This is a genomic window from Pseudomonas sp. 203-8 (assembly GCF_020708595.1).
GTDB lineage: Bacteria > Pseudomonadota > Gammaproteobacteria > Pseudomonadales > Pseudomonadaceae > Pseudomonas > Pseudomonas aeruginosa.
In genome coordinates, this window is record NZ_JAJFDF010000004.1 from 502,695 (window position 1) to 517,306 (window position 14,612).

General features: G+C 64.4%; 25 protein-coding genes. 16 read left to right on the forward strand and 9 right to left on the reverse strand.

Annotated features, from left to right (window positions below; all coding sequences use genetic code 11):
- The first annotated feature begins 24 nt into the window (after positions 1-24).
- Both LJF27_RS12395 and LJF27_RS12400 read left to right on the forward strand, forming a co-directional pair.
- Positions 25-468, forward strand: a complete 444-nt coding sequence (locus LJF27_RS12395) for a PACE efflux transporter (RefSeq protein WP_003090812.1) — start codon at positions 25-27, stop codon at positions 466-468.
- Between the two features lie 186 nt (positions 469-654).
- Positions 655-1,041 carry a hypothetical protein gene (locus LJF27_RS12400; RefSeq protein ID WP_003114417.1) on the forward strand — a complete coding sequence of 129 codons (387 nt, stop codon included), beginning with the start codon at positions 655-657 and terminating at the stop codon, positions 1,039-1,041.
- Positions 1,042-1,093: 52 nt separating this feature from the next.
- Here the strand turns inward: LJF27_RS12400 and eco are convergent, their stop codons facing one another.
- Together eco and LJF27_RS12410 are read right to left on the reverse strand one after the other, a co-directional pair.
- A complete protein-coding gene (eco, locus tag LJF27_RS12405; RefSeq protein ID WP_003090808.1) occupies positions 1,094-1,564 on the reverse strand; it encodes a serine protease inhibitor ecotin in 471 nt (156 codons plus the stop codon).
- 347 nt (positions 1,565-1,911) lie between these two features.
- On the reverse strand, positions 1,912-2,142 hold the full coding sequence (locus tag LJF27_RS12410) for a DUF2789 domain-containing protein (RefSeq protein WP_003090806.1): 231 nt from the start codon (positions 2,140-2,142) through the stop codon (positions 1,912-1,914).
- Between the two features lie 178 nt (positions 2,143-2,320).
- Between LJF27_RS12410 and LJF27_RS12415 the strand changes: the two genes are divergently transcribed.
- A complete protein-coding gene (locus LJF27_RS12415) occupies positions 2,321-2,518 on the forward strand; it encodes a hypothetical protein (protein ID WP_003090804.1) in 198 nt (65 codons plus the stop codon).
- Positions 2,519-2,583: 65 nt separating this feature from the next.
- Here LJF27_RS12415 and LJF27_RS12420 read toward each other — a convergent pair whose 3' ends face one another.
- The gene (locus LJF27_RS12420; protein WP_003090802.1) at positions 2,584-2,913 is read right to left on the reverse strand and encodes a DUF883 family protein; all 330 of its coding nucleotides are present in this window, start codon (positions 2,911-2,913) and stop codon (positions 2,584-2,586) included.
- Between the two features lie 110 nt (positions 2,914-3,023).
- Entirely contained in the window at positions 3,024-3,398 is a 375-nt protein-coding gene (locus tag LJF27_RS12425) for a DUF5064 family protein (protein ID WP_003090800.1), read from the reverse strand.
- A 135-nt stretch (positions 3,399-3,533) separates the two neighbouring features.
- Here LJF27_RS12425 and LJF27_RS12430 point away from each other — a divergent pair, with 135 nt between their 5' ends.
- Both LJF27_RS12430 and LJF27_RS12435 read left to right on the forward strand, forming a co-directional pair.
- Positions 3,534-3,977, forward strand: a complete 444-nt coding sequence (locus LJF27_RS12430) for a YqaA family protein (RefSeq protein ID WP_003099113.1) — start codon at positions 3,534-3,536, stop codon at positions 3,975-3,977.
- 155 nt (positions 3,978-4,132) lie between these two features.
- The gene (locus tag LJF27_RS12435) at positions 4,133-4,450 is read left to right on the forward strand and encodes a hypothetical protein (protein WP_003099112.1); all 318 of its coding nucleotides are present in this window, start codon (positions 4,133-4,135) and stop codon (positions 4,448-4,450) included.
- Here the strand turns inward: LJF27_RS12435 and LJF27_RS12440 are convergent.
- Positions 4,440-5,339 carry a YihY/virulence factor BrkB family protein gene (locus tag LJF27_RS12440; RefSeq protein WP_003090797.1) on the reverse strand — a complete coding sequence of 300 codons (900 nt, stop codon included), beginning with the start codon at positions 5,337-5,339 and terminating at the stop codon, positions 4,440-4,442. The two genes, LJF27_RS12435 and LJF27_RS12440, sit on opposite strands and share 11 nt — an antisense overlap.
- Positions 5,340-5,561: 222 nt before the next feature.
- On the opposite strand from LJF27_RS12440, the gene LJF27_RS12445 reads away from it, so the two are divergent.
- Positions 5,562-5,795: a DUF3509 domain-containing protein gene (locus LJF27_RS12445; protein WP_003090796.1), complete on the forward strand. Its 234-nt coding sequence runs from the start codon at positions 5,562-5,564 to the stop codon at positions 5,793-5,795.
- 65 nt (positions 5,796-5,860) lie between these two features.
- Positions 5,861-6,091, forward strand: a complete 231-nt coding sequence (locus LJF27_RS12450) for a hypothetical protein (RefSeq protein WP_003090795.1) — start codon at positions 5,861-5,863, stop codon at positions 6,089-6,091.
- On the opposite strand, the gene LJF27_RS12455 is transcribed toward LJF27_RS12450, so the two are convergent.
- Positions 6,066-6,584, reverse strand: coding sequence for a thermonuclease family protein (locus LJF27_RS12455; protein ID WP_023116946.1), 519 nt, complete (start codon positions 6,582-6,584; stop codon positions 6,066-6,068). The two genes, LJF27_RS12450 and LJF27_RS12455, sit on opposite strands and share 26 nt — an antisense overlap.
- Positions 6,585-6,602: 18 nt before the next feature.
- A complete protein-coding gene (locus LJF27_RS12460) occupies positions 6,603-7,316 on the reverse strand; it encodes an endonuclease (RefSeq protein ID WP_003124481.1) in 714 nt (237 codons plus the stop codon).
- Positions 7,317-7,472: 156 nt separating this feature from the next.
- Between LJF27_RS12460 and LJF27_RS12465 the strand changes: the two genes are divergently transcribed.
- From LJF27_RS12465 to LJF27_RS12480, 4 genes are all read left to right on the forward strand, one after another.
- Positions 7,473-7,694, forward strand: a complete 222-nt coding sequence (locus tag LJF27_RS12465) for a ParD-like family protein (protein WP_003090688.1) — start codon at positions 7,473-7,475, stop codon at positions 7,692-7,694.
- Positions 7,691-8,473: a type I methionyl aminopeptidase gene (map, locus tag LJF27_RS12470; RefSeq protein ID WP_003114411.1), complete on the forward strand. Its 783-nt coding sequence runs from the start codon at positions 7,691-7,693 to the stop codon at positions 8,471-8,473. The genes LJF27_RS12465 and map overlap by 4 nt, the downstream gene beginning before the upstream one ends.
- Before the next feature lie 53 nt (positions 8,474-8,526).
- A complete protein-coding gene (locus LJF27_RS12475) occupies positions 8,527-8,760 on the forward strand; it encodes a hypothetical protein (protein ID WP_023116945.1) in 234 nt (77 codons plus the stop codon).
- Positions 8,761-8,958: 198 nt separating this feature from the next.
- A complete protein-coding gene (locus LJF27_RS12480; protein ID WP_003090684.1) occupies positions 8,959-9,246 on the forward strand; it encodes a DUF3509 domain-containing protein in 288 nt (95 codons plus the stop codon).
- Positions 9,247-9,572: 326 nt separating this feature from the next.
- Here the strand turns inward: LJF27_RS12480 and LJF27_RS12485 are convergent, their stop codons facing one another.
- Both LJF27_RS12485 and LJF27_RS12490 read right to left on the reverse strand, forming a co-directional pair.
- Positions 9,573-9,749, reverse strand: coding sequence for a hypothetical protein (locus LJF27_RS12485; protein WP_003099098.1), 177 nt, complete (start codon positions 9,747-9,749; stop codon positions 9,573-9,575).
- 84 nt (positions 9,750-9,833) lie between these two features.
- Positions 9,834-10,160 (reverse strand): hypothetical protein, encoded by a 327-nt coding sequence (locus tag LJF27_RS12490; protein ID WP_003090681.1) that lies wholly within the window; start codon positions 10,158-10,160, stop codon positions 9,834-9,836.
- A gap of 191 nt (positions 10,161-10,351) precedes the next feature.
- On the opposite strand from LJF27_RS12490, the gene LJF27_RS12495 reads away from it, so the two are divergent.
- The 5 genes from LJF27_RS12495 (at position 10,352) to rplT (ending at position 14,574) form a co-directional block, all read left to right on the forward strand.
- On the forward strand, positions 10,352-11,215 hold the full coding sequence (locus tag LJF27_RS12495) for an alpha/beta fold hydrolase (RefSeq protein WP_023116944.1): 864 nt from the start codon (positions 10,352-10,354) through the stop codon (positions 11,213-11,215).
- 249 nt (positions 11,216-11,464) lie between these two features.
- On the forward strand, positions 11,465-13,387 hold the full coding sequence (gene thrS / locus LJF27_RS12500; protein WP_003090677.1) for a threonine--tRNA ligase: 1,923 nt from the start codon (positions 11,465-11,467) through the stop codon (positions 13,385-13,387).
- Positions 13,387-13,938, forward strand: a complete 552-nt coding sequence (gene infC, locus LJF27_RS12505; protein WP_003119938.1) for a translation initiation factor IF-3 — start codon at positions 13,387-13,389, stop codon at positions 13,936-13,938. The genes thrS and infC overlap by 1 nt, the downstream gene beginning before the upstream one ends.
- Before the next feature lie 61 nt (positions 13,939-13,999).
- The gene (gene rpmI / locus LJF27_RS12510) at positions 14,000-14,194 is read left to right on the forward strand and encodes a 50S ribosomal protein L35 (RefSeq protein WP_003090673.1); all 195 of its coding nucleotides are present in this window, start codon (positions 14,000-14,002) and stop codon (positions 14,192-14,194) included.
- A gap of 23 nt (positions 14,195-14,217) precedes the next feature.
- Positions 14,218-14,574 (forward strand): 50S ribosomal protein L20, encoded by a 357-nt coding sequence (rplT, locus tag LJF27_RS12515; protein WP_003099086.1) that lies wholly within the window; start codon positions 14,218-14,220, stop codon positions 14,572-14,574.
- The last annotated feature ends 38 nt before the right edge of the window (positions 14,575-14,612 follow it).

Here is a 14,612-nt window from a genome sequence, read left to right on the forward strand (position 1 = left end):
CGCTATCACGCCCGAGAGGTCCACGTGCAAGGCATCAAGCGCAAATTGGTCTACGTGACCGCCTACGAATTGATCGGGATGAGTATCTCGACCCTGGGGCTGGCCCTGCTCGCCGGTTCCACGCCCACTACCACCGGCCCCCTGGCGGTGGTGATCACCACCGTCGCGGTGACCTGGAACTTCATCTACAACTGCCTGTTCGAGTTCTGGGAGCGGCGCCAGGCCGTGCGCGGACGCAGCATTGCGCGGCGGGTGGCGCACGCCATCGGCTTCCAGTTGACCCTGGTGGTCTACCTGATCCCGCTGATCGCCTGGTGGATGGGGATTTCCCTGCTGGAGGCGTTCTGGCTGGACCTGGCGCTGATCGTCCTGATCCCGTGCTACACCTTCCTCTTCAACTGGGCCTTCGATCGCCTGTTCGGCCTCCCGACTTCCGCGTTGCCGGCCGGCGAGGCGGCCTCCGTCTGAGGATTTTTTTTCTTCAGCGCCATTCGCGCTCGCCTTGGCCGGGGCAAATCGCCTACCTTAGACGGACGTGCGCTGTGGTGCCGGTTCAGGGAGGAAGTACGACCGCAAGCCATGAAGGTCTGCCCCGGCGAGGATGGGGTGCGGCATTTCGATGAACGGATTGGGGTCACTATGCGGATTTTGGGGATGCTACTGGGGACCGTCTTGCTGGCGGGTTGTTCGACATCGACGCCCTCGCTCGACGAGACGGACCAGGTACCGAAGGAGCGTTTGTACAACTACCAGTTCCGTGACGACGGCGACGCCTTCCTGGTGGTTTCCCGGGACCGCGAGTTCCTCGGCAGCGTCTGCAATACCCGCTTGATCATCGATAGCCGCCTGGCCGCCGAGATCCAGGCCGGCGAGAGCGCGCGTTTCCGTCTTCCGGCGGGGCTGCGGGTGGTATCCGTGCAGGGCGATGGGATCTGCCGCGGCGAGGCGCCCAAGCAGGTGGTGCATGTGCAGAACGGGCAGACCACGCATTACCGGATTACCGTGGACTCCGGCCTGAACATCGGCCTGGTGCCGGGCTGACGCCGGCGCAACGAAAAAAGCCGCCCGTGGGCGGCTTTTTCATGCGCGGCGTTTATTCGCTGACCGCTTTCTCGACCTTTTCGGACGCCGACCAGATCCGATAGCGGACCTCCACGTCCTTCGGCGCATAGACCACGATCGGCAGCTTGCTGTTGTAGCGCAGCAGGAAGCCTTCGCCGACCACCGGGATGAAGCGCTGCTCCTTCTTCTGGCCGGGGCAGGCCATCATCGTGCTCATCGGCCCGCTGACCTTGTCCAGGCGGTAGTAGGAGTAGCCCCAGCCTTCCAGGGTATGTTCTTCCAGCTCGCCGCCCAGGCGCTGCTGGTTGCAGTCGGCCTCGAGGGTCTTGCCGGCGATGATCTCGACCTTGAATGCGTCTTCCGCGTCCTGTTTCGGCAGGTGGATGACCTGGCGGGTGAAGCCGGCATCTGCCTTCGGGTAGGGAACCTTTTCATCCAGTTTGGCGGCCATGGCGGTGCTGGAAAGAGCGGCAACGCCGGCGGCGATCAGTAGTGCTTTCATGTCCTTGAGGTTCTCCTTACGTGGTAACGCGAGCAGGGTAAGACACCGAGGCACGGGTGAAAAGTTCAGTGGGGGACGTAACGGAATGTTCCATGTCCTGGGCCAGCCGGTCGGGGCACGGCCGAATCGCGGGCAAAAAAAAGACCATCTGCGGGGGGAGGGCGATGGTCTTCAAAGGAGCGTCGGGGACTTGGGGTTCTCCCGACGCCGCTACGATCTCACGCCGCTCCGCTGGGGAAAAATGCTTTGGGCTGATAGTGGCTATCGATGCCGGTGACTTGAAATTCCCCGCCAACTCATAGCAAGTTCCGCACGATAGAGCCGTCAGCGCATCAGTTTGCGTTTTTTCAGCGGGTCAGTTGCAAGGCCAGTTCATCGACCTGTTCGGCCCAGTCGGAGTCCTCGGCCAGGGCCTCGCGCAGGAAGCTGGCCTGGGCAGGGTTCCAGAATGGCGCATCGGGCAGCGCCGTGCCCTCCTCGAGGTGGTGCCGGGCGAGAAAGGCGACGATGTCGTCTCGCCCAGCGGGGAGCCCCAACTGGCGGAACAGGTTGGAAAAGGTGTGCGGGCTGGTGTCCATGACGGTTCCTCCTGGATTCGCTGTTTTTCCACTATAGCCGGCGGGACGGCAGGGCCGCCGTGGGAGCCGGGGGTGGGTAATTTTGTCGCAGATGAAAAAGACTGTTGTGCGCGGCGTGCTTCATGGCGAAGGGGCGGGCGCTTATTATTAGCAAGCTAATGATAACCGGAGTCAGCCTATGTCCAGAATCGAAGTCGCCGTGCTGGTGGGGACGTCCGTTCCCGAATCGCTGCGCAGCAAGGGATTGCTGGCCTGTTGGATCCTGATGGTGGACGGCGCCATGTGGGCCGGCCCCTTCACCAGCCGTGACGAGGCGGAAGCCTTGAAGGGAACCTGGGAACTGAGTTGGCCGCTGGAGGCGGCGATCTCCGCCTGAGCCAAGGCCCTTGCCTTGCCGAAAAGCCCGCCGAGCGCGGGCTTTCTGTTGCCTGCGGAAACGCCCTAGCGGCGGCCCACCAGCAGGCCGAGGAGGAAGCCGGCGCCGGCCGATACGGCGATGGTCTGCCAGGGATGGTCCTCGACGTATTCCTCGGTCGCTTCGGCGGCCGCCTGGCTGCGTTGCACCACGCCGCGGCGGGTGCGCTCGATGGCGTCGCGACCACGATGCAGCACGGAATTGATCTGTTCACGCAGGTTCGCGCCCTCCTTGCCGGCCAGGCTGCCGGTGCCGCTCATCAACTGGTCCACCTCGGCGATCAGGTCCTGCAGTTCGGCCATGGCCTGGTCCTGGATAGCCTGCTTGGCGCGAGCGGAGCGGGTTTTCAGAGTCATGTCGGTCTCCTTGACGAGGATGGTTACCTAGGTATGGAGTCGCCCGCTTCGCTGAAAGTTGCACGGCATGGCCTGCGTCGGGGGCTTCCGTAGCATGCGGGAGAGCCGTTTCAGGATGCCCCGGCCTCGCCGCGCAGGTAGCGGTCGAGGTCGATCGCTTCGCCGCTCTTGAGTTTCAGGCGTCGGCGCAGGTCGTCGAACATAGCGTCGTACTCGCGGCGCTGGCGCACGATCGGTCCCTGCCGCAAGCGCAGGCCGTGGCGCCGGGCCAGGCGACTGGCACGGCTGGCGAAATGCACGGCGGCGTCGCGCGGCAGTTCGAAGCTTTCGCTGAAAGGCTGGCCGTCGATCCGGCCCTCCATGTCGAAGTGTACGGCCACCGGGCGGGCCTCGGCCTCCAGGACCCGGTAGCGCAGGTGGATATCGAATGCCTGGCGGTCGACTTCGCTGGCCGAGGCGAGATGCAGATGGCCGGGAATGAACATGGCCTGCCTCCTTTTCGGATAACCGGGGAAATGCCCTTGCCTGCCAGGGTATGCTTCGCCGGCCTCGGGACGGCTGTCCCAGGTCAGTTTTTTCCGGATTGGAGTGGGGATGCGAATGGCGCTGGGAGCGTTCGGGTGTTGACTGACTGGGCCGCGTACGCCGGGCTGTTCCTCTCGGCGTTCGGTTCGGCGACCCTGCTGCCGTTGCAGTCGGAAACCGTGCTGGCCGCCTTGCTGCTGCGCGGCGGCCAGTCGGTCGCGTGGCTGCTGGCGCTGGCCATCGTCGGCAATGTGCTGGGTTCCTGGGTCAACTGGTGGCTGGGTCGCTACCTCGAGCATTTCCGCGGTCGCCGCTGGTTTCCCGTGGGCGAGGTGCAGTTGCTCAGGGCGCAGCGACACTATCGCCGCTACGGCCGCTGGACCCTGCTGCTCAGTTGGGTGCCGGTCATCGGCGATCCGCTGACGCTGGTGGCCGGCATCATGCGTGAGCCCTGCTGGAGTTTCCTGCTGATCGTCGGCCTGGCCAAGACGCTCCGCTACCTGGCCCTGGCTGCGCTGGTGCTGGGCTGGGCCGGCTGAGCGCTTCGTCGGCGAGCGTAGAACTATTTTTCGCGGGGCAATGTCCATTGCTGCGAGGTGTAACTGCCGCCTCATCGCCCCCGGGGCCTTTAGTTGCCGCTGTGGTCCCGGGGGCTTCTCTTTTCCTGCCTGTTTCCGGCGATGCGAGGTGCGCAATGTCGAGGGTGGTTGCGGGATCGCTGGTCTGCCTGCTGCTCGGTTCGGCGCCGGCCTGGGCTTCCACGGCCGAGGCGTGGCAGGCGCACGACGCCATGGTGCGTGCCGCCTGCCTGAAAGCCAGCGGCTTGCGCCAGGTACGCGCGGTGGGGCAGGTACTGCCCTTCGACGATGAGGTGGGCTATTCGGCGCTGCTCCTGCAGGGCCGCTATCCGCAGTCGCACATGCAGGGCCGCCAGGGCCGCGAGCTGTGTCTGTACCGGCGCGCCACCGGCAAGGCCAGCGTCAGCGAGGCCGACGCCCTGCTCAAGCCTTGAGTTCGGGGTCGTCGTTGTCCGGAAGTTCGCGCTCGCCAGGGTCCTTGCCGTCTTCCGAATGGTGTTCGATCACCGCGTTCAGCTCGGCGCCGAACAGCACCACTGCCGCCGACAGGTAGAAGTACAGCAGGAGGATGATGATCGCCCCGATGCTGCCGTACATGGCGTTGTAGTTGGCGAAGTTCTTCACGTAGAAGCCATAGGCGAGGGACGCGGCGATCCAGGCGATCACCGAGAGCACCGAGCCTGGAGTGATGAAGCGGAAACGCTGCTCGACATCCGGCACCAGGTAGTAGAACAGCGCCACCGCGAGCATCAGCAGGAACACCGCAAGAGGCCAGCGCAGCCAGGTCCAGAGCGTCACCAGGTACTGTTCCAGACCGACCAGGCCGGCGATCCAGGCGATCACCTGCGGCCCGGTGACCATCAGGCCGGCCGCCACCAGCAACAACAGGGCGATGCCGAGGGTGTAGAGGATCGACAGGGAGAAGCGCTTCCATACCGGGCGGCTCTCCTTCACGTCGTAGGCGGCGTTGAGCGCGATCATCATCGAGCGGATGCCCGCCGAGGAGGTCCACAGCGCCACCGCGATACCGATCGACAGCAGGCCGCCTTTCTGCTGCTGCAACTGGTCGATCACCGGGTTGACCTGATCCATCGCCTCGGGCGGCAGCAGCAACGCCGCCTGCTCGCGCAGCCAGGCGAAGAACTCCGGCAGGTGCAGGTAGCCTACGAGGGTGATCAGCACCAGCAGGAACGGAAATAGCGAGAACAGCATCTGATAGGCGAGGGCCGAGGCGTAGGTCGGCATGTCGTCCTCGAGGAACTCGTTCACTGTGCGCTTGACCAGGCCGAACAGGCCTATTTCCCGATAAGCCGTACGGAACATTCCATCTCCTTGCTGTGTGCGTGCCGATGACGATCGACCACCGATGGCCGCTTGCCGCCAGGCATTTTCCGTTGGGTGAAATTCGTCGCGTCCTTTCTGGGACGCCACGGCGGGCGAATTGGTTCGTCGCCGGCGTCATCATTCGGTCGCATCCGTTAGCCAGACTGCGCCTGCCCGCCGCGCGGCGGGCCTCCGTCCAACTTCTCAGAAATGGAGCGCACCATGTCTGTCGACCTGAAGAAAATCGCCGCTGCCTTTCCCGAGTTCCAGTTGTCCAGCAAGAGCCGCCATGACGGCGCGCTGTTGTTGCAGTTGCAGGCCGCCGACGGCCGCTACGTGGCTCGCACCATACCCTCGCCGCAGCTCAGCGCGCCGCCGGAGACCGAGTGGCTGATCCGCAGCATCCGCCGGGAACTGGCCGTGCCGGGCATGGAAATGGCGATGGCGGCACGCTGAGTTTTTTCGCCGCGGGAACCGATGATGCGATAATTCCGCCTTTCCACACAGCTGACGGGAAGGCAATGAAGCGCGAGAAGGTTCGGGACAGGCAGGCGGCAGGGAAGATCTCGGCGACCCACATCATCGCCAATCCCACCCTGGCCAGGGAATGGATAGTGTTCTTCAAGAAGGACGGCGGGCGCAGCTATTTCCTGGTCGACGAGAGCGACGAGGTGATGTCGTTCCGCCGGCTCGACGACGCGGTCAAGGAGCTGCGCGGGCTGGGCATCAAGTTCGCGGAGATCCATCTCTAGGAGCGGCGTCGCGCGGTCGCCACTGGCCAGCCTTGCGCGCCCGCGCTTCTTCCTCGGCGAACCGGTACTGGCCGCGCGCCTCGGCCGTCTGGCCGCTGTCCGGCGCGTCGCGCCAGCTGGCCAGGCCAATGGTCAGCAGGGCCAGCCCGGTATCCAGGGTATGTCCGCAGGTGGGGCAGTCGGCCGGGGTGACCCAGGCCGCGCCGAGGATGCGGAAGCGCGCGTCGCGGCCTTGCTCGCGGATGGTCGCCGATTTGCCGAGCAGCATGTCTTCCAGGGCTTCCCGGGCGCGCCGACGCCAGGGCTCGGCGGCCGGTAGCTCGACGGCATTGAGCTGGATGCGCAGCGCCTTGTTCGCGCCGGGCAGGCGGCAGCCCAGGCTGGCGTCGTCGTGTATCGCCACCACCGTGCAGTCGAAGCGGCGCTCCCCGGCGTCGGCGGCGAACGCCAGGGCGGCGCAGAGCGGCAACAGGGCGAGGGTGCGGAAGATCATGGGCTACTCCGGCGGAGGTCAGCGTCGACGCGAGGATAGGTTGCTGCAGGTCGCCAGGTCCACCGGGCCGACATAGGGATTGCCCCAGCCCATCACGCAGCCGACCATGTGGTTGCGCTGGCGCTCCCAGGTCTGTGGCGGGTACTGCTTGTGCCAGGCGTTGTAGAGCTGGCGATCCTGCTTCGACAGGCGCAGGCCGTAGCGGTCGCTCATGTAGAAGTAGGTGCGGGCGATCATCCCGCGGATCTGCGGGCGTGGCATCGCCTTGCGCGCCTTGAAGTCCACCACCATCGGGCAGGCGCCATATTGCTGGGGTTTCTGCGGCAGCCAGCCGAAGCCGAAGTTGCTGCGGTCGCCGTTGACCTCGCCGATGCTCGGCACCAGGTTGTGCAGGTCGGCTTCGGCGCGCTGGTAGGTGCTGTCGTGCCTCGCGCAGTTGCTCCGCCCGCCGTTCTGCCAGCAGCGCCGCTGGTGACCGATCACCCAGGCCGGGACGATGTGTTCCCACTCGATGCGCCGCGCGCGGTTGGCGTTCTTCCTCGGCTTGTAGCCGCAACTGGCGAGGTCGACACGATTTCCCGAGTAGCGACAGCCGCAGTAGAACTCCACGGATTGCCGGGCGTAGAGCTTCCAGCCGATTTTCTTCGCTTCGGAGAACGTGCGCGGGGCGTTGGCCTGGCCGGTGCTGGCGAGGAGGAGGGCGAAAAGGCCTACAAACAAACGGGAAAGCATGCGGCAACTTCCAAAAAAATCCGCATGTTACTGATTTTGCAGGAGATGCCAATCGTGGCCAGTCCATGGCCAGGCGAGGGCGGACCTTCCCGTTTGCGCCGCGTCCATGCGATGGTTAGTATGCGTTCCGTATATGTTTTGTAGTCGAGGTGTAGTGTGGGCCTGGTGAAGATTTCCGAGCAATTGCACGAAGAGGCGCGCATCGCCTGCAAGGCCATGTCGCGCTCGATCAATGCCCAGGCTGAGCACTGGATGCGCATCGGCATGCTGATCGAAGCCAATCCCGGCCTGACCTATGCGCAGGTGCTACGCCAATTGATGGACGAAGCGCGCGAAAGCGACCGCCGCGAGCAGGACGCGGCGAGGATCTCGGGATGATCAAGAGCGCGGAGGAAATCCAGCGCATGAGCGTGGCCGGCGCGCTCACCGCGAAAGTCCTCGAAGCCCTCGACGAGGTGGTGCGGCCAGGCATCAGCACGGCAGAGATCGACCGCTTCTGCGAGCGCTACATCGTCGACACCCTCGCGGCGATTCCCGGCAGCAAGGGGCAGTACGGCTATCCGTTCACGGTGAACACCTCGGTCAACGAGGTGGTCTGTCATGGCTGGCCGTCGGCGCAGCAGATCCTCCGCGACGGCGATATCGTCAACGTCGACGTCACGGTGATCAAGGACGGCTATTTCGGCGACAGCAGCAAGATGTACCGGGTCGGCGCCATCGACCGCCAGGCGCAGAAGCTGCTCGACGTCACCCGCGAATGCCTGTACCGGGCGATCCGCGTGGTGCGCCCGGACGCCACCCTCGGCGATATCGGGCATGCCATCCAGAGTCACGCCGAAGCCAACGGTTATTCGGTGGTCCGCGAATACTGCGGGCATGGCATCGGCCGCAAGATGCACGAGGCGCCGCAGGTCCTGCACTTCGGTCGCGCTGGCGCGGGTGCGCGGCTGAAGGCCGGGATGACCTTCACCATCGAACCGATGATCAACCAGGGCGGCCACGCGGTGAAGCTGCACAAGGACGGCTGGACCGTGACCACCCGCGACCGCCGCCTGTCGGCCCAGTACGAGCACACCGTGCTGGTCACCGAGCGGGGTTGCCGGGTCCTGACCCTGCGCGACGAGGAGCGCGAGGCGCTGGCCGACCTGGCTGGCTGATCGACGCCCGGCCTGGTTACACTGCGACGACTTTTCCGAAGGGAGGCTGGCGGGTGTCCGGCAGGCGTTTTGGCGAGTTCGAACTGCGCGCCACCTGGTTGCGCGAGGACAGCGGCTATCTGGCCGAGATCGAGATAACCAGCATCGACGACGGACGCACCGAATGGCTGGTGCTGCCGGGCCAGCCGCCGTGCGAGAGTCCGGCGGCCGCGCTGTCGCTGGCGGAAGCGGCGCTGTACCGGGTGCGCGGCTTCGATGTGCGGGGCCGGCCGCTGTTTTCCGACTGAGCCTGCTGGCAAATCGCATGATGCATTTCGCACGATCTTGCAGTTTGCACGGACCGCTTCGCTGAGTATTTTCGTAAGTTATTGATTTTGAATGGTCTTAATTTTTCATGTGGCTGGCATGAAAGCTGCCACCTTTCCCCGTGTTGCGGCTGCGCTGAAGTTCGCGGTCGGTTTTCATGCAAGAGGGGATAAACGATCATGGAAAAGTCCATCAAGATGCTGTTCGATGCCTTCCAGGCCACCTTTGCCGTATCCACCCAGATGCGTCCGGACGGCGGCGCCCTGCTGACCCTGCGCAACGGCGAAGAGATCGTGACCCGTCGCGTGGTGTCCGCCGCCCAGTTGGCCGACGAGAAGCGCATGTACTGGTTCATCAACGCCGTGCGCCGTGACCTGGCCCTGGAGGCGGGGAGCCTGCCGGTGGATGTGGTCGGCACCCTGCGTCGTCTGCAGGAGCGCGGCCTGCCGAGCTACATGGCGGGCTGAACGGTTCGTCCGGAATCCTGGCGGAGACCTCCGGCAGGGCGGGCGAGAGTGCTAGAGTGAAGCTTCGAGGGGGCTGGGCGAGGATCGACCGGCCCCCGCTCGTGTCGGAAGGGAAGGCCAGGGCTGGCCTGCCCGTTCGGCGCTTCGGCAGGCTGGCGCAGAACGATGCAAGGTCGTTCGGGTCAGCATCAGGGATGAAATGACTGACAGGAGTCGGGATGCTGCGTTACGTCGTGGGTTTTCTCGCGTTCACCGTGCTGGCGGCCTATCTGTTGCTGGGGGTTTCCCAGCACGCCTTCCTGCCGTGACCGGTCGGCGTGGCGGCTTCAGCTGCGTTGCGGAAGAGGCTGTGGCGGCCGCGCGGGATGCCGGTTTTCGGCTTGCCGTGCCTTGCGCTGCAGGCGCGCGCGCCGACGCGGCACGCGCAGGAAGGCCCACAGGGTGACGCCGGCGAGGCCCAGCCAGGCGACGATCAGCAATGTGACGAAGGATTCGGGAGTCATGGTTCGTCCTCCTCTTACCCAAGGATAGACCCTGCGGGAAGGGGAATTACTGCAATCGGTCTTCGACCATGGTCTGAAGCGCGGTCATTCGGGGCCGGCACCGACCAGGGCCAGGCAGCCGGTCAGGCTGGTCAGCAGGGGCAGGGCGAGCAGGAAAGCCAGCCAGATGGCCTCCATGCGCAACAGCGTGGCGCCGAGGAACAGCGCGACCAGGAGGATGGTCATGAGCAGGGCGGTCCAGCCGAAGTACATGGCGAAGTTGTCGATGCCCAGGCCGATGCCCCAGCCCAGCAGCAGGGCCCATACCCCGGCCAGTGCCAGGCCGAGGGCCAGCATGCTCGCCAGGGTCCGGGCGGACGGGGCATGCAGCGGGTGGTTGCGGAATAGCTCGTAGAAGATCGGCGTATTCATCGGCGTCACCTCCGCAGGGGAACTTCCAGCCTAGTCCAGCGGGCGAGACGGCCCTAGACCTATTTGTCATTACGGGACGTGACCTCAGGCCGTTAACATCCATCTTTTCCAGGCGATGCCGTGCATCGGGCTGCGGGCCCGGTCACCGTTCGTCGCGCTGAGTCGAAAAAGAAACCGAAAGGGTTGCGTGCATGAGTGGCGAACTCGCCTCGTTCGAGGTGGATGGGTATCAACTGGTCTATCAGGACCTGGGTGAGGGCACGCCGCTGCTACTGGTCCACGGTTCGCTGTGCGACTACCGCTACTGGCAATGGCAGTTGCGCAGCCTCGGCGAGCACCACCGGCTGATCGTGCCGAGCCTGCGTCACTACTACCCCGAGCGCTGGGGCGGGCAGGGCGCGGACTTCACCAGCGCCCGCCACGTCGCCGACCTGCTGGCGCTGGTCGAGCGGCTCGGCGAGCCGGTACACCTGCTCGGCCATTCCCGTGGCGGCAACCTGGCGTTGCGCCTGGCGCTGGCCGCTCCGGACGCCCTGCGTTCGCTGAGCCTGGCCGATCCCGGCGGCGACTATGCCGCCGAGGTCTACGCCCACGCCGGCCTGCCTGCGCCCGAGGAACCATTGGAACGCAACCAGTTCCGGCGCCAGGCGCTCGAATTGATCCGTGGCGGCGAGGCGGAACGGGGACTGGAACTGTTCGTCGATACGGTGAGCGGCGCCGGGGTATGGAAACGCTCGTCGGCGACGTTCCGCCGAATGACGCTGGACAACGCCATGACCCTGGTCGGGCAGGTGGCCGACCAGCCGCCGGCGCTGGCGCTGTCGGAACTGCGCTCGATCGACCTGCCGAGCCTGATCCTCAATGGCGAACGCAGCCCGCTGCCATTCCCGGCCACCGCCGAGGCGCTGGCGGCGGCCCTGCCGCGCGCCGAGCTGCAACGCATCCAGGGCGCGTCCCATGGCCTCAATGCCACCCGTCCGGCGGCTTTCAACCGGTCGGTACTGGAGTTCCTGGCGCGCGTCGATGGCGTTGCGCCGGACGTGGAAACGTCCTGAAGCGAGGCCGGGCGAACTGACCGCTCGTCAGCTCGCCGCGGATGCTTTACCATGGGCGCTTCGCGCCGGATCAGCTCCGGCGTTTTTCGTCAGTATCCATTCCCAGTGATCTCCGTCCGCGCGCTTCGGCGCAGGGGTGCCGCAAGGCGCCTGCCACTGTGAGGCAGGCCGGCCCGGCGGGCGACGCTTACTGGCACATCCCAACCCACGTGGCCTTTGGTAGGGGTCACCACTAGGAGAGGAGGCGCCATGCCCATCATTACTCTTCCCGACGGCAGTCAACGTTCCTTCGATCACCCGGTCTCCGTGGCCGAGGTGGCCCAATCCATCGGCGCGGGCCTGGCCAAGGCGACCCTCGCCGGCAAGGTCGACGGCCGCCTGGTCGACGCCTGCGACACCATCGATCGCGACGCGACCCTGCAGATCATCACGCCCAAGGACGAGGAAGGACTGGAGATCATCCGCCACTCCTGCGCCCACCTGGTCGGCCATGCGGTCAAGCAGCTCTATCCGACCGCGAAGATGGTCATCGGCCCGGTGATCGAGGAAGGCTTCTACTACGACATCTTCTTCGAGCGCCCCTTCACCCCCGAGGACATGGCGGCGATCCAGCAGCGCATGCGCGAGCTGATCGACAAGGACTACGACGTGATCAAGAAGATGACCCCGCGCGCCGAGGTCATCGAGCTGTTCAAGTCCCGTGGCGAAGACTACAAGCTGCGCCTGATCGACGACATGCCGGACGAGAAGGCCATGGGCCTGTACTTCCATGAGGAGTACGTGGACATGTGCCGCGGCCCGCACGTGCCGAACACCCGCTTCCTCAAGGCGTTCCAGCTGACCAAGATTTCCGGCGCCTACTGGCGCGGCGACTCGAAGAACGAGCAGTTGCAACGCATCTACGGCACCGCCTGGGCCGACAAGAAGCAACTGGCGGCCTACATCCAGCGCATCGAAGAGGCCGAGAAGCGCGACCATCGCCGCATCGGCAAGCAGCTCGACCTGTTCCACCTGCAGGAAGAAGCGCCGGGCATGGTGTTCTGGCACCCGAATGGCTGGAGCGTCTACCAGGTGCTCGAGCAGTATATGCGCAAGGTCCAGCGCGACCATGGCTATGTCGAAGTGCGTACCCCGCAGGTGGTCGACCGCATCCTCTGGGAGCGTTCGGGTCACTGGTCGAACTACGCCGAGAACATGTTCACCACCTCCTCGGAAAGCCGCGACTACGCGGTCAAGCCGATGAACTGCCCGTGCCACGTGCAGATCTTCAACCAGGGCCTGAAGTCCTACCGCGACCTGCCGCTGCGCCTCGCCGAGTTCGGCGCCTGCCACCGCAACGAGCCTTCCGGCGCGCTGCACGGGATCATGCGCGTACGCGGCTTTACCCAGGACGACGCGCATATCTTCTGCACCGAAGAGCAGGTGAAGAAGGAAGCGGCCGATTTCATCAAGCTGACCTTGCAGGTCTACCGCGACTTCGGTTTCACCGACATCGCCATGAAGCTGTCGACCCGTCCGGCCAAGCGCGTCGGTTCCGACGAGCTGTGGGATCGCGCCGAAGGCGCGCTGGCCGATGCGCTGAACGAATCCGGCCTGGCCTGGGAATACCAGCCGGGCGAGGGCGCGTTCTACGGGCCGAAGATCGAGTTCACCCTGAAGGACTGCCTCGGTCGTAACTGGCAGTGCGGCACCCTGCAGTACGACCCGAACCTGCCGGAGCGCCTGGACGCCAGCTACATCGCCGAGGACAACAACCGCAAGCGCCCGGTGATGCTGCACCGTGCGATCCTCGGGTCCTTCGAGCGCTTCATCGGCATGCTCATCGAGCACTACGCCGGAGCCTTCCCGGCCTGGCTGGCGCCGACCCAGGCAGTGGTGATGAACATCACCGACAAGCAGGCCGATTTCGCCGCCGAGGTGGTGCGGATCCTCGGGGAAAGCGGATTCCGTGCCAAGTCCGACTTGAGAAACGAGAAGATCGGCTTTAAAATCCGCGAGCATACTTTGCTCAAGGTTCCCTATCTCTTGGTTATTGGAGATCGGGAAGTTGAATCGAAGGCCGTCGCGGTGCGTACGCGCGAAGGGGAAGACCTGGGCTCCATGCCCGTCACCCAGTTCGCTGAGCTGTTGGCACAGGCGGTTTCCCGGCGTGGTCGCCAAGACTCGGAGTAATCATTATTAAGCGTGAAATGAGACAGGATAAGCGAGCTCAACCGAAACCCCCGATCAACGAGAACATCTCGGCTCGTGAGGTACGGTTGATTGGAGCTGATGGCCAGCAGGTTGGTGTTGTTTCGATCGATGAGGCGATCCGCCTAGCCGAAGAGGCGAAGCTGGACCTGGTTGAGATTTCGGCCGACGCGGTGCCTCCTGTCTGCCGCATCATGGACTACGGCAAGCACCTGTTCGAGAAGAAGAAGCAGGCTGCGGTCGCCAAGAAGAACCAGAAGCAGGCGCAGGTCAAAGAAATCAAGTTTCGTCCAGGGACGGAAGAAGGGGATTACCAGGTAAAACTACGCAACCTGGTACGTTTCCTTAGTGAAGGGGACAAGGCCAAGGTATCCCTGCGATTCCGCGGCCGTGAGATGGCTCACCAGGAGCTGGGGATGGAGCTGTTGAAGCGGGTCGAAGCCGACCTCGTGGAGTACGGCACCGTCGAGCAGCATCCTAAGCTGGAAGGACGCCAGCTGATGATGGTCATCGCTCCCAAGAAGAAAAAGTAACCACCAGGGCACTGGCAGGCCTTGCGGTTATGCGTAATCACTCAATGCGGAGTATCCGAACATGCCAAAGATGAAGACCAAAAGTGGCGCGGCCAAGCGCTTCAAGAAGACTGCTGGTGGCCTCAAGCACAAGCACGCCTTCAAGAGCCACATCCTGACCAAGATGACCACCAAGCGTAAGCGTCAACTGCGCGGCACCTCGATGCTGAACAAGTCTGACGTTGCGCGCGTAGAACGCTCCCTGCGTCTGCGCTGATTATTAAGGTAGAGGATTAATTCATGGCTCGTGTTAAGCGTGGCGTTATCGCCCGTCGTCGTCACAAGAAAATTCTGAAGCTCGCCAAGGGCTACTACGGTGCACGCTCGCGCGTGTTCCGCGTTGCCAAGCAGGCGGTGATCAAGGCTGGCCAATACGCCTACCGTGACCGTCGTCAGCGCAAGCGTCAGTTCCGCGCACTGTGGATCGCCCGTATCAACGCTGGTGCTCGTCAGAACGGTCTGTCCTACAGCCGCCTGATCGCCGGCCTGAAAAAGGCGGCCATCGAGATCGACCGTAAGGTCCTGGCCGATCTGGCAGTGAACGAAAAAGCGGCGTTTACCGCGATTGTCGAGAAAGCGAAGGCAAGCTTGGCTTAAGCCCTACGACAATCACCGGACTTCGGTCCGGACGTAAC